This window comes from Achromobacter sp. 2789STDY5608615 (assembly GCF_001298995.1).
In the GTDB taxonomy this organism is placed as follows: Bacteria; Pseudomonadota; Gammaproteobacteria; order Burkholderiales; family Burkholderiaceae_B; genus Achromobacter; species Achromobacter insuavis.
The window spans coordinates 5794-18813 of sequence record NZ_CYTY01000040.1 but is presented as its reverse complement, the minus strand read 5'-3'; the positions used below and the strand labels follow the sequence as shown (position 1 = coordinate 18813).

At 69.0% G+C, this 13020-nt stretch carries 11 protein-coding genes and 1 pseudogene; 9 read left to right on the top strand and 3 right to left on the bottom strand.

Going from position 1 to position 13020, the window contains the following annotated elements; all coding sequences use genetic code 11:
* Nucleotides 1–9: 9 nt before the first annotated feature.
* Nucleotides 10–813 carry an enoyl-CoA hydratase/isomerase family protein gene (locus AOZ49_RS25725; RefSeq protein WP_054478525.1) on the bottom strand — a complete coding sequence of 268 codons (804 nt, stop codon included), beginning with the start codon at nt 811–813 and terminating at the stop codon, nt 10–12.
* Nucleotides 814–1071: 258 nt separating this feature from the next.
* Here AOZ49_RS25725 and AOZ49_RS25720 point away from each other — a divergent pair, with 258 nt between their 5' ends.
* The 8 genes and pseudogenes from AOZ49_RS25720 to AOZ49_RS25685 all read left to right on the top strand — a co-directional run bounded on the left by AOZ49_RS25720 (nt 1072) and on the right by AOZ49_RS25685 (nt 9502).
* Nucleotides 1072–1869 carry an ABC transporter ATP-binding protein gene (locus AOZ49_RS25720; RefSeq protein WP_369815874.1) on the top strand — a complete coding sequence of 266 codons (798 nt, stop codon included), beginning with the start codon at nt 1072–1074 and terminating at the stop codon, nt 1867–1869.
* A pseudogene (locus AOZ49_RS25715) lies at nt 1869–2750 on the top strand (branched-chain amino acid ABC transporter permease). The gene AOZ49_RS25720 and the pseudogene AOZ49_RS25715 overlap by 1 nt, the downstream one beginning before the upstream one ends.
* Before the next feature lie 2 nt (nt 2751–2752).
* Nucleotides 2753–3790, top strand: coding sequence for a branched-chain amino acid ABC transporter permease (locus tag AOZ49_RS25710; RefSeq protein ID WP_054478521.1), 1038 nt, complete (start codon nt 2753–2755; stop codon nt 3788–3790).
* 41 nt (nt 3791–3831) lie between these two features.
* Nucleotides 3832–5013, top strand: coding sequence for an ABC transporter substrate-binding protein (locus tag AOZ49_RS25705; protein ID WP_054429934.1), 1182 nt, complete (start codon nt 3832–3834; stop codon nt 5011–5013).
* Nucleotides 5014–5053: 40 nt separating this feature from the next.
* Nucleotides 5054–5848 (top strand): ABC transporter ATP-binding protein, encoded by a 795-nt coding sequence (locus tag AOZ49_RS25700; RefSeq protein WP_049077697.1) that lies wholly within the window; start codon nt 5054–5056, stop codon nt 5846–5848.
* A gap of 62 nt (nt 5849–5910) precedes the next feature.
* Nucleotides 5911–7701 carry an AMP-dependent synthetase/ligase gene (locus tag AOZ49_RS25695; protein ID WP_231690444.1) on the top strand — a complete coding sequence of 597 codons (1791 nt, stop codon included), beginning with the start codon at nt 5911–5913 and terminating at the stop codon, nt 7699–7701.
* Nucleotides 7698–8852, top strand: a complete 1155-nt coding sequence (locus tag AOZ49_RS25690) for a thiolase family protein (protein WP_054478517.1) — start codon at nt 7698–7700, stop codon at nt 8850–8852. The genes AOZ49_RS25695 and AOZ49_RS25690 overlap by 4 nt, the downstream gene beginning before the upstream one ends.
* On the top strand, nt 8849–9502 hold the full coding sequence (locus AOZ49_RS25685) for a TetR/AcrR family transcriptional regulator (RefSeq protein WP_054478515.1): 654 nt from the start codon (nt 8849–8851) through the stop codon (nt 9500–9502). The genes AOZ49_RS25690 and AOZ49_RS25685 overlap by 4 nt, the downstream gene beginning before the upstream one ends.
* Nucleotides 9503–9515: 13 nt before the next feature.
* Here AOZ49_RS25685 and AOZ49_RS25680 read toward each other — a convergent pair whose 3' ends face one another.
* Together AOZ49_RS25680 and AOZ49_RS25675 are read right to left on the bottom strand one after the other, a co-directional pair.
* A complete protein-coding gene (locus AOZ49_RS25680) occupies nt 9516–10343 on the bottom strand; it encodes a YggS family pyridoxal phosphate-dependent enzyme (protein ID WP_197286779.1) in 828 nt (275 codons plus the stop codon).
* Nucleotides 10340–11587 carry a benzoate/H(+) symporter BenE family transporter gene (locus tag AOZ49_RS25675; RefSeq protein WP_054478513.1) on the bottom strand — a complete coding sequence of 416 codons (1248 nt, stop codon included), beginning with the start codon at nt 11585–11587 and terminating at the stop codon, nt 10340–10342. The genes AOZ49_RS25680 and AOZ49_RS25675 overlap by 4 nt, the downstream gene beginning before the upstream one ends.
* Nucleotides 11588–11765: 178 nt before the next feature.
* Between AOZ49_RS25675 and AOZ49_RS25670 the strand changes: the two genes are divergently transcribed.
* The coding region (locus AOZ49_RS25670) for a MocR-like pyridoxine biosynthesis transcription factor PdxR (protein WP_054478511.1) at nt 11766–13020 on the top strand (1255 nt) is incomplete at its 3' end.

Genomic DNA, 13020 nt, shown 5'->3' with positions numbered 1-13020 from the left:
CGCGGGGCGTCAGCGGCCCTGGAAGCGCGGCGCGCGTTTTTCACGGAAGGCGCGCACGCCTTCGGCGAAATCCTCGCGCCGCGCGGTCTCCAGGAAGCAGGCGGTTTCTTCGGCCAGCTGCGTTTCGAGCGGGGCGTGCGCGGCGTTGCGCAGCAGGTGTTTGGCGCCGGCGATGCCGTGCGGCGCGTGGCTGGCGAGCTGACTGGCATAGGCCTGCGCCTGTTGCGCGAGCAGGCCCGTGTCGGCGACGCGGTTGAGCAGGCCCCAGTCCAATGCATCGGCGGCGCTGAAGGCGTCGTGGCGCAGCAGCAGGTCGAGCGCGCGGCGCGGGCCGAGCAGGCGGTTCAGACCATGCGTCATGCCGGCGTCGGGCGTGGCGCCGAGCTTCAGGTAGGCCGTCATGAAGCGCGTGTCGGCCTCGGCGATGGCCAGGTCGCAGGCCAGCACCAGCGACAGGCCGGCGCCCGCGGCGACGCCGTGGACCTGCGCCAGCCAGAGCGAGTCCATGCGCGCGACGTGCGCGACGAAATCGTTGAGCGGCGTGAACAGGTCGAGCAGCTTGCCGCGCACCGCGTTGACGTCGCCTTCGAACAGCGTGATGTCGCCGCCGGCGCAGAAGGCCGTGCCGGCGCCGCGCAGCAGCACGACCCGGATGTCGGCGCGCGTTTCGAGCCATTGGGCGGCGCGTTGCAGGTCGAGCGCCATGGCGACGTCGATGGCGTTGAGCGTGGCGGGCTGGTTCAGCGTGAGCGTGGCGATGCCGTCGCCGGCTTCCAGCAAGAGGGTGGGAAAGACGGGCAAGGGTGGGTTCATGGCTTGTCTCCGTTATCGGGTAAATACCAACTTTCGATCCAAAAACCACGATGCTATGGTCGGAACCAAGCGCTTGCTCGGTTGCCGTCCGCCATGCAAGCGTAACGCATAGAACGATTTTCCGGCGCTGTACAGCGTAGGTAAAGACAGGTTCGCCGCATCGCCTGCCTCGGGGCTACGCTGATTCACCGCCAATAGAAAAACAGCTTCGCGATCAACAGCGAGGAGACAAAGGTGGATCAATCCGATAGCCCTCCCTTGCTGGAGGTGGATGGGGTCACGTTGGCGTTCGGCGGGGTCAAGGCGCTCACGGGCGTGGGCTTTCGCGTCGCGCCGGGATCCATCACCACGGTCATCGGCCCCAATGGCGCGGGCAAGACCTCGCTGTTCAACACCATCTCGGGTTTCTACCGGCCGGCCGCGGGCACCATCCGCTTCCTGGGTCGCGACATCACGCGCGTGGCGGCGCCGGAGCGCGCCCGCCTGGGGCTGGCGCGCAGCTTCCAGAACATCGCGCTGTTCCGCGGCATGACGGTGCTGGACAACATCAAGCTGGGGCGCCACGCCCACCTGCGCACCAATGTGCTCGGTGCGCTGTTCTACCTCGGCCGGGCGCGGCGCGAGGAGATGGCGCTGCGCGCCGATATCGAAGAACGCATCATCGACTTCCTGGAGATCGACCACATCCGCCATGCGCCGGTGGCGGCGCTGTCGTACGGGCTGCGCAAGCGGGTGGAGCTGGCGCGGGCGCTGGCGATGCAGCCCAAGGTGCTGATGCTGGACGAGCCGGTGGCGGGCATGAACCGCGAGGAGACCGACGACATGGCGCGCTTCATCCTCGACGCGCGCGCCGAGTGGGGCGTGACGATGCTGATGGTGGAGCACGACATGGGCATGGTGATGGACCTGTCGGACCACGTGGTGGTGCTGAACTTCGGCCAGGTGATCGCCGATGGCGCGCCGGCGGCGGTGCAGGCCGATCCCGAGGTCATCAAGGCCTATCTGGGCGCGGGCGACGTCGGCGACCTGCGCCGGCGGCTGCGCGAGGCGGCCTGATGGACGGTCTGTTCTTCCTGGAGGTGACGCTGGCGGGGCTGGGCAGCGGCGGCCTGTACGCGCTGGCGGCGCTGGCGTTCGTGATCGTCTACAAGGCGACGCGGGTGGTGAACATCGCCATCGGCGAATTCCTGATGATGGGCGCCTATGTGTTCTATGCCTTCGCCGCCGGCATGGCCTGGCCGGTGTGGGCGGCGATCGCCGGGGCGGTGGCGCTGTCGGCCGTGCTGGGCGCGGTGGTGGAGCGGGTGACGATCCGGCCGATGCTGGGCGAATCGCCGATCTCGGTGTTCATGATTACCGTGGGGTTGGCGTCGATCCTGGTGGGCGTGGTGGAACTGATCTGGACCGCGGACCAGCGCCGCCTGCCGGAGTTCATGCCGCGCGCGCCGGTGATGGTGGGCGAGGCGTTTGTCGCGCCCAAGGTGTTCTACGGCTTCTGGGTGGCGCTGGCGCTGGTGCTGCTGGTGCTGGCGGTGTTCCGCTACTGGCGCGGCGGGGTGGCGTTGCGCGCCACGGCGTCGGACCAGGGGGGGCGGCGTATGCGATGGGCATCAACGTGCCGCGGGTGTTCTCGCTGTCGTGGGCGGCGGCGGGCGCGATCGCGGCGGTGTCGGGGGTGATCGTGGGGGCGATCGGCGGCATCTCGTCGTCGATGGGCGTGTTCGGCCTGTCGGTGCTGGTGGTGGTGATCGTGGGCGGGCTGGACAGCGTGGCGGGGGGCGCTGGTGGGGGGCATCTTCATCGGGCTGCTGGAGGCCTGGGCCGGGGCCTACCTGGGCGGCGAATACAAACTGCTGGCGACCTTCGTGGTGCTGGTGGCGGTGCTGATGATGCGGCCCTACGGGCTGTTCGGCACGCGCGAAATCGAGAGGCTGTAGCCATGCGCATCGCGACCGCGAAAGAGACCTACCGGGCCGACGAGGCGCTGTTCGACACAACAACCCAGCGGCTGTGGCTGGCGTTGCTGGCGGCGTCGCTGGCGCTGTTCCCGTTCGTGGCCGACGCCTACTGGCTGTACCTGGCGTGCCTGGTGGCGATCAACGTGGCCAGCGCCACGGGGTTGAACATCCTGACCGGCTACACCGGGCTGGTGAGCCTGGGACAGGCCGCGTTCATGGGACTGGGCGCGTACACGGTGGCGGTGATGGAGCTGCGGCTGGGCACGCCGGTGCTGCTGAATCTGTTGGGGGCCGGCGTGGTGGCGATGCTGGGCGGGTTGCTGGTGGGGATTCCGTCGCTGCGGGTCAAGGGGCTGTACCTGGCGATCTCGACCATCGCGGCGTCTTTCATCGCGCACTTCGTGTTCGCGAATTGGGCCTTCACTGGCGGCACGGGCGGCTTGCAGGTGCCGCCGGCGCGGCTGCTGGGGATCGATCTGGACACGTCGTTCAAGATCTATTGGCTGATCGTGCCGTTGACGGCGCTGATGGTGCTGGGCGCGGCCAACCTGTTCCGCACGCGCATCGGCCGCGCGTTCATCGCGATCCGCGACCGCGACATTTCCGCCGAGGTGCTGGGCATCCACCTGCTGCGCTACAAGCTGCTGTCGTTCGGGCTGTCGTCGTTCTATGCGGGCGTGGCGGGCGGCCTGTGGGCGTATTTCTTCCGCGTGGTCACGCCGGAGAGCTTTCCGCTGATCATGTCGATCTTCTTCCTGGCGGCCATCATCGTGGGCGGCATGGGGTCGATCCTGGGTTCCATCCTGGGCGCCGTGTTCATGACCATGGTGCCCGAACTGTTCAAGCTGGTGGTGGGCTGGCTGCCGGTGGGGGGCGATGCCCTGCGGCTGATCTCGCCGGTGCGCACCATCGTGTTCGGCCTGCTGATCGTGGGCTTTCTGATCTTCGAGCCGCACGGGCTCGCGGAAATCTGGCGCCGCGTGCGCCGCTACTTCCATCTGTGGCCATTCCGCACCTAGACGGCGGCCGCGTATTCCCAAGAGAACCAGGAGACGAAACCATGAAGCGCATCCGGATAGGCAGCGGTCTATCGAAGTTGCTGGCGCCCTTGGGCGTGGCATTGGCGCTGGCCGCGGCGCCGGCGGCCCAGGCCGAGGAGGACCTGGTGCTGGGCGGCTCGATCCCGCTGAGCGGAGTGTTCGCGTTCGCCGGGCAGGGCATCCATGCCGGCATCACCGACTACGTCAAGATCGTCAACGACCAGGGCGGCATCAAGGGCCGCAAGCTGCGTTACGTGCCGGAGGACACCGCCTACAAGGTGGACGCGTCGGTGGCGGCCTTCAAGAAGATCACCAGCCAGAACAAGGTCAATTTCTACTATGGCGATTCGACCGGATTCTCCAAGACCATCAATGCCGAACTGAATCGCTCGGGCAACATCCTGATGACGGGCGCGTCGTTCGCGACCGAGCTGAACGACCCGGCCAAGTATCCGGCGCAGTTCATGCTGGGGCCGGACTACACGGAGATGTTCGGCATCCTGCTGCGCTACATCGCCAAGGAGAAGCCGGGCGCCAAGGTGGCGTTCGTGTATTCGGACACCGAGTTCGGCCGCGACCCGATCGCCAGTTCGCGCGCGGTGGCGCAGAAGCTGGGGCTGACGGTGGCCACCGAGATCATGACGCCGCCGGGTAGCGTCGATGTGTCGACCGAGGTCATCAAGCTGCGCCGCGCCGATCCGGACTTCACCATCTTCCACGGCTACGTGCTGGCGCCGATTCCCGAGTTCGTCGGGCAGGGCAAGCGCATGGGCCTGAAGACGCGCTACATGGGCACGTTCTGGACCATGGACAACTCCACCGTGATGCAGATGGGCGAGGACGCCGAGGGCTTCATGGGCGTGATGCCGTACCGCTATTACTACGACGAGACGGCCGATGCGCCGATGCTCAAGAAGATCCGCGAGATGCGGCCGCAATACCAGAGCACCGGCTACATGCAGGGCTTCCTGGCGGCGATGCTGTTCACCGAGGTGGCCAAGCGCACGCTGGAAGCGGGCAAGGAGCTGACCAGCGCCAACATGAAGGCGGCGCTGGAGGGTATCAAGGACTTCGACACCGGCGGACTGATCGGCGTGCCGATCACCATCAAGGGCAATTCGATTCCGGTGGGCCGGATCTATCGCGCCGATACCAAGCAGAAGCAGATGGTGCCGGCTTCCGACTGGATCGTGCTGCAGTGAGGCGCCCGTGACTCCCGGACACGCCGCGTCGCCATCCACGGTGCTGGACATCAACAACATCGAGGTGGTCTACAACAAGGCGGTGCAGGTGCTGCGCGGCCTGTCGCTGTCGGTGCCGGCCGGCGCCATCGTGGCGCTGCTGGGCAGCAACGGCGCCGGCAAGTCGACCACGCTGAAGGCGGTGTCGCGCCTGCTCGACCTGGAGGACGGCGAGCTGGCGCGCGGGCGCATCCTGTTCGACGGCGGCGACACCGCCGGCGCGCGGCCGCAGAACCTGGTGCGCGCCGGGCTGGCGCATGTGATGGAAGGGCGCCGTGTGTTCGAGGATCTGTCGGTCGAGGAGAACCTGGTGGCCGCGACCTACGCGCTGAGCGGCAGGCGCGGCGCCAAGGCCGATTTCGATCTGGTGTACGGGTATTTTCCACGCCTGTACGAGCGTCGCCGCGGCCTGGCGGGCTATCTGTCGGGCGGCGAGCAGCAGATGCTGGCGATCGGGCGGGCGCTGATCGCGCAACCCAAGCTGATGCTGCTGGACGAGCCGTCGCTGGGGTTGTCGCCAATGCTGGTGGAAACCATTTTTTCCATCATCGCCCGCATCAATCGCGAACAGGGGGTGTCGATGCTGCTGGTCGAGCAGAACGCGTCGGTGGCGTTGGCGGTGGCGCATTACGGCTACATCATGGAGACCGGCAAGGTGGTGATCGACGGCACGGCCGAGAAGCTGGCGGCCGACCCCGACGTGCGCGAGTTCTATCTGGGCGTGGGCGGGGCGGGCGAGGCGCGCGGCTTTCGCGACATCAAGCACTACAAGCGCCGCAAGCGCTGGCTGTCATGAGCGCGCCTGGCGGAGGTTCCCGCGTGAAGCCGGATGCCTGGCCGGCGCTGACGCTGCCGCAGATGCTGCGCGAGCAGGCGCGCCGCCAGCCCGACGGCATCGCCGTGCGGCAAAAGGACTACGGCATCTGGCAGCCGGTGTCGTGGGCGCAGTACTGGCGCCGCGCCTGCCGCGTGGGGCTGGGGCTGCAGGCGGCCGGCCTGTCGCGCGGCGCACGCGTGGCGATCGTGGCGGAGAACCGGCTGGAGTGGCTGTTGACGCAGCTGGGCGCGGGCGCCGTCGGCGGCGTGGCGGTGGGCGTCTACGCGACCAGCCCGGCCGAGGAAATGGGCTATGTGCTGGAGCACGCCGACGTCGAGCTGGTGGTGTGCGAGGACCAGGAGCAGACCGACAAGGTGCTGCAGGTGGCGCACCGCCTGCCGCTGTTGCGCCGCATCGTGGTGATGGAGACCAAGGGCCTGCGCTCCTATGCGCCGGCCGAGCGCGACCGCATCACCGCCTTCGCCGAACTGGAGGCCGACGGCCAGCGGATGGAGGCCGAGGCGCTGCCGGCGTTGAACAGCGTGCTGGACGGACAGCGGCTGGATGACCTGGGATTGATGATCTATACCTCGGGGTCGACCGGCAAGCCCAAGGGCGCGATGCTGAGCTATCGCAACATGCGCGGCGTGGCGCCGGGGATCGCCGACCGCCTGGGGATGGACGCGGCCAGCGTGCATCTGTCGTACCTGCCGCTGTGCCACGTGGCCGAGCAGATGCTGTCGACCTTCGTGCCCATCTACCTGGGCGCGCAGGTCAATTTCGGCGAGTCGATCCGCACCGTGCAGGAAGACCTGCGCGAAGTGGCGCCGACCGTGTTTCTGGGCGTGCCCCGCATCTGGGAGAAGCTGCACGCGTCGATCTCGATCAAGATGCAGGAGGCCGGGCGCCTGCAGCGCTGGCTGTACCAGCGGGCCATGGCGGCCTGCGCGCCGTTCGCGGAAAAGTCGGCCGGGCAGCGCAATGCGGGCGAACGGCTGACCTACGCCCTTTGGTACTGGCTGGTGTTGCGGGCCCTGCAGAACTTCATCGGCCTGCGGCGCGTGCGGGTGGCGATGACGGGGGCGGCGCCGATCGCGCCCGAGGTGGTGCGCTACTTCCGCAATCTCGGCGTGCCGCTGGTGGAGGTGTATGGCCTGACCGAGTCGACCGGCATGATCTTCGGCCAGCACCCGGACCGTGTGAAGGCGGGCACGGTGGGCGAGCCGATCCTGGGCGTCGAATGGCGCCTGGGCGAGGCGGGTGAATTGCAGATGCGCGGCGAGATGGTGTTCGCGGGCTACTACAAGAACGACGCCGCCACCGCCGACACGGTGCGCGACGGCTGGCTGCACACGGGCGACGTGGCCGCGGTGCGGGACGGCCAGCTGCGCATCGTCGATCGCCTGAAGGACATCATGATCACGGCCGGCGGCAAGAACCTGACGCCGTCCGAGATCGAGAACGCGGTCAAGAGCAGTCCCTACGTGAAGGAGTGCGTGGTCGTCGCCGACGGCCGGCGCTATGTGGCCGCGCTGATCCAGCTGGAGTTCGAGACGGTGGGCAAGTGGGCCGAATCGCAGCGCATCGCCTTCACCCATTTCCGTTCGCTGGCCGAGTGCGCGCAGGTGCGGGAACTGGTGGCCGGCGAGGTGGCGCGCGCCAACGCGGGGCTGGCGCCCGTGGCGCAGATCAAGCGCTTCCATCTGCTGACCAAGGAACTGGATCATGACGATGGCGAGGTGACCGCGACCATGAAGGTGCGGCGCGCCAGCATCTACCGCAGCTACGCGGACGAGATCGAACGGCTGTACGCCGAGGAGACGCCGGCATGAATGACGCGGTGATCGTGGAAGCGGTGCGCACCCCGTTCGGGCGGCGCGGCGGCTGGTGGGCCCATACCCGGCCCGATGACTTGCTGGCCATGGCCATCCAGGGCGTGCTGGCCCGCGCCGGCCTGCCGGCCGGACAGGTGGACGACGTGGTGGCCGGCTGCGTCAGCCAGGCGGGCGAGCAGGGCGCCAACATCGGCCGCCTGGCCGCGCTGCTGGCGGGCCTGCCGCAAACGGTGCCGGGCGTGGCTTTGAACCGCATGTGCGGGTCGAGCCAGCAAGCCGTGCATGTCGGGGCGCAGGCGATTGCCGCGGGCGATATGCGCTACGTGGTGGCGGGCGGCGTCGAGAGCATGAGCCGGGTGCCCATGTTCCTGGACGTGACGCTGGGGCAGGGCGAGTTCCGCGGCTTCGAATCGCTGAACCCCGGACTGCTGCAACGTTATCCCTTGATCCATCAGATCGAGAGCGCGGAGCGTATCGCCGAGCAGTGGCAGTTGCGCCGCGAAGAACTGGACGCGTGGTCGATGCAAAGCCATGCGCGCGCCTGGCAGGCGGCCAGCGCGGGCCGCCACGCCGAGCTGTTGCCGGGGCCGGCCGGCACGCCGGCGCGCGACGAAGGCATCCGCGAGCGCGCCGACCCGGCCAAGATGGCGGCGCTGGCGCCGGCCATGCGCGCGCCGGGGCAGGGCAATGTGACGGCGGCGCAGGCCAGCCAGCTGGCCGACGGCGCCGCCGCGGTGCTGCTGGCGGACCGCGCCGTGGCGCTGGCCGACGGGCTGCGGCCGCAGGCGCGGTTCCGCGCGCGCGTGGCGATCGGCTCGGACCCGGTGTTGCAGCTGACCGGCGTCATCCCCGCCACCGAGCAGGCCCTGGCGCGCGCCGGCCTGCGGCTGGCGGATATCGACTGGATCGAGATCAACGAGGCCTTCGCCAGCGTGGTGCTGGCCTGGCTGAAGACGCTGGGCGCGGATCCGTCGAAGGTCAACCCGTGGGGCGGCACCATCGCCCATGGTCATCCCTTGGGCGCGACCGGCGCGGCGTTGATGGCCAAGATGCTGGCGGGACTGCGCGCCACCGGCGGCCAGTTCGGGCTGCAGGTCATGTGCATCGGCCATGGCATGGCGACCGCGACGATCATCGAACGCCTATGAGCCGGATCGACAGGGACGACCTGGGCGCGGCGCCGATCGGACACGAGGACGGCGCGGAATCGCTGCGTCGCGCCGAGGTGATCCTGACGGCGGCCCGCCTGTTCCGCAAGCATGGCTACGAGCGCACCACGGTGCGCGAGCTGGCGCGCGCCGTGGGCCTGCAGTCCGGCAGCCTGTTCCACCATTTCCGCAGCAAGGAGGAAATCCTGGTGGCGGTGATGAACAACGGCATCCAGGAAGTGCTGGATGCGGGCCGCCAGGCCCTGGCGTTGTACCAGGCGCCGGCCGACCGGCTGGCGGCGCTGTTTCGCGTGCACATGTGGAGCATGCTGCACGGCGCCGGCGGCGATGCCATGAATGCGCTGGTCTACGAGTGGCGCAGCCTGTCGGCGCCGAGCCAGGCCAGCGTCAAGGGGTTGAGCGACCGCTACGAGGCGATGTGGCAGGACGCGGTGGCGGCGGCGGTGGCCGCCGGCCTGCTGCGCGGCGACGCGCGCGTGATCAAGCGTTGCGTGCTGGGCGCGATGAACCTGACGGTGCAGTGGTACAAGCCTGACGGCCGGCTGCGGCCGGCGGCGTTCATCGATGAGATGCTGCGGGCCAGCCTGCCGGCGTTGCCGGAGGGGGCAGGGCGCTGGCCGGTGGGCTGAAGCGCCCGGCGGATCAGGCGCTGCCCGGCCAGTAATGGCTGTCCGGCAACGCGCGCGCGCCGAAGATCGCCTGACCGACGCGCACCAGGGTGGCGCCTTCTTCGATGGCGATCTCGAAGTCGCCGGACATGCCCATCGACAGTTCGTCCAGGTGGATGCCCGCGGGCGCTTCCTGGCGCAGGCGGTCGCGCAGGCCGCGCAGCAGCACGAAGCACTGGCGCACGCGTTCGGCCTCGCTGGAGAACAGCGCCAGCGTCATGAAGCCGCGCACGCGCAGCGCGGAATACGCCGGCAGCGCCTGGAGGAAGGCCGCCACGTCGTCGGGCGCCAGGCCATACTTGCTGGGTTCGCCGGAGGTGTTGACCTGCACGAACACGTCCAGCGCGCGGCCCTCGGCCTGCAGGCGCCGGTCCAGCGCCTCGGCCAGCCGCAGGCTGTCCAGCGCCTGGAACTCGCTGGCGAACTGCGCCACCAGCTTGGCCTTGTTGGTCTGCAGGTGGCCGATGACCGACCAGCGCAGATCGGCCAGGTCGGCGGTGTTTTCCCATTTGCGGTGCGCTTCCTGCACCTTGTTCTCGCCCAGCAGGCGGCAGCCGGCGGCGTAGGCCAGCCGGATGCGGGATTCGTCCATGGTCTTGCTGACCGGCAGCAATTGCACGCTGGCCGGATCGCGCCCGACGCGATCGCAGGCGGCCGCCATGCGGGCGTGGATCGTCGCCAGGTTGTGCTGGAAATCCTCGACGCTGAGGGCCTGCGGATAGCGGCCATGCTGGTCGTGCCGGGTCTGGGTGTCGCCGTCGGCCGGCGTGGCCGCAGCGCTGTCGGGGGAAGTCGTCATCATTTCACCAGTTGCTTGGGCGCGGAGTCGGAACGCGTCGATGCAGTGTAACGGGCCGCGCGCCATGGCAGGCGGCCATTGAGCAGGGCGTGCGCCAGCAGGCCGATCACCAGGCCCCAGAAGGCGCCGCCGATGCCGAACAGCTTGATGTTGGCGGCGGCCGCCAGGAAGGTGATGAGCGAGGCCTCGCGCGATTTGGCGTCGGCCAGCGCGCTGGCCAGGCTGCCGCCGATGGTGCCCAGCAGGGCCAGGCCCGCCAGCGTGGTGATGAAGGTCGCGGGCAGCGCCATGAATACGGCGGCCAGCGTCACGCCGAAGATGCCGACCAGGATGTAGAAGACGCCCGCGGCGACGCCGGCGATCCAGCGCCTGGACGGGTCGTCATGGGCTTCGCGGCCGGTGCAGATGGCGGCGGTGATGGCGGCCAGGTTGAAGGCATGCGAGCCGAACGGCGCCATCAGCAGCGAACCCAGGCCGGTGAGGGTGACGATGGGGTTGGCGCTGGTCTTGAAGCCGTCGTTGCGCAGCACCAGCATGCCGGGCATGTACTGGCCCGTCAGCGTGATCAGGAACAGCGGCAGCGCCACGCTCAGCAGTCCGTTGAATGAGAACGCGGGCGCGGTGAAGACGGGCGCGGCGAATTCCAGCCGCAGCCCCGACAGGTCGACCCGGTCCTGCGCCAGCAGCAGCGCCAGGCCGGACACCAGGATGCCGACCACGGCGTAGCGCGCCGTATAGCGCTTGAGCGCGACATAGGCCAGGATCAGCCAGCCCACCAGCAGCGGGTCCAGGCTCATGCCGCCGAAGGCGCCGATGCCGAACGGCAGCAGGATGCCCGCCAGCAGGCCGGCGGCCACGCCCGGGGGGATGAGGCGGATGGCCTTGTCGAAATAGCCGGACAGTCCGAGCAGGACGAAGGCGGCGGCCGAGATCAGGTAGGCGCCGATGGCCTCGGCATACGGCGTGGTCGCCAGGGCCGTGACCAGGAAGGCGGCGGCGGGCGTGGACCAGGCGGTGATGACCGGTTCGCGGCTGAGCCAGCTCAGCACGATGCCGGTGATGCCCACGCCGATCGACACCGACCAGACCCAGGAGGCGGTCAGCGCCGGACTGAGACCGGCGACCTTGGCGGCCTGGAACACCAGGATGAAGGTGCCGCCGTAGTTGACGATGACCGAGATCAGGCCGGCGACGATGGGATGGACGAGATCGCGCGGAAGCAGGGAGGAGGCGCTGGGGGAGGACATGGGGGGCGAGGGGATGCGGGAAGGGTTGAGTGGCAGCCCACTTTGTAGCGCCGTATTGGACTGTCACGTCAGTACACTTTATCGTTCCAGGCCAGACCACTTTTTTAGCCCGACGCAGCCGGCCGCGACTAGAATGGTCGGCTTTCATCTACGCTTTCATGGCCTTTGGGCAGACCGCATGAGCAAGACCTTCGCGCTGGATACCCTGAAGATCCGCATGGGCGACGCCGACCTGGCGCCGCTCGATCTGCATCTGCGCATCCAGCGTGCCCTGCGCGCGCTGGTGCTGGACGGCGATCTGGACCCGGGCGTGAAACTGCCCGCCACGCGCGCGCTGGCGCAGTCGCTGGGCGTGGCCCGCGACACGGTCGAAAACGCCTACGTGCAGTTGCAGCGCGACGGCTTCATCGCGCGGCGCAAGGGCTCGGGCAGCTACGTGTCCGAGACCATCGGCACCGAACTGCGCGGATCGGCGCGGCGCCGCCCGCCGGCCCGCGAACGCCGGCCCGAGGCGCCGCAACCGGCCGCGCCGACGGCGGGCCTGAGCCGGCGCGGGCGCGCGATCTTCGACAGCGGCGGCGTGGCCGACCAGCAGACGATCCAGGCCTTCGCCACCGGCCTGCCCGAGACCCGCACCTTTCCGACCGGCGTGTGGGAACGGCTGCAGCGGCAGGTGATGAAGGATCATCGCGGCACGGTGCTGCTGCATGGCGATCCGCAGGGCGCCGAGCCCTTGCGCAAGGCTATCGCGACCTACCTGAACCTGGAGCGCGGCGCCAAGGTCCGCGCCGAGCAGATCGTGGTGCTGAGCAGCACGCGCCAGGCGCTGTTCCTGTGCGCGCAGCTGCTGGTGGACGCGGGCAAGCCGATCCTGTTGGAGAATCCGGGCTACTTCGGCGCCCGCAAGGCATTCGAATTCGCCGAGGCCCGGGTGGTGCCGATCGATGTCGACGCGCAGGGCATCCGCACCGACCTGCTGCGGGCCGACCGCAGCGGCGCCAGCTGCGTCTACGTGACGCCGTCGCACCAGTATCCGACCGGGGCGACCCTGTCGCTGGAGCGGCGGCTCGACCTGACGCGCTGGGCGGCCGAGAGCGGCAAGTGGATCATCGAGGACGACTACGACAGCGAATTCCATTACGACGGCCTGCCGACCGCCTGCGTGCAGGGGCTGGACCGGCATGGCCGCACGATATACCTCGGCACCTTCAGCAAGACGCTCTATCCGGGCCTGCGGATGGGCTACATGGCCCTGCCGGACGAACTGGTCGGCGCCTTCAGCCGCGCGCGCAGCATCGTTGACGGCCATACGCCGCAGATCCTGCAACTGACGCTGGCGCGCTTCATGGCCGACGGCCACTACAACGCGCACGTGCGGGCCATGCGCAAGCTGTACGCGGCGCGGCGCGAGGCGATGCTGGCGGCGGTCGGCA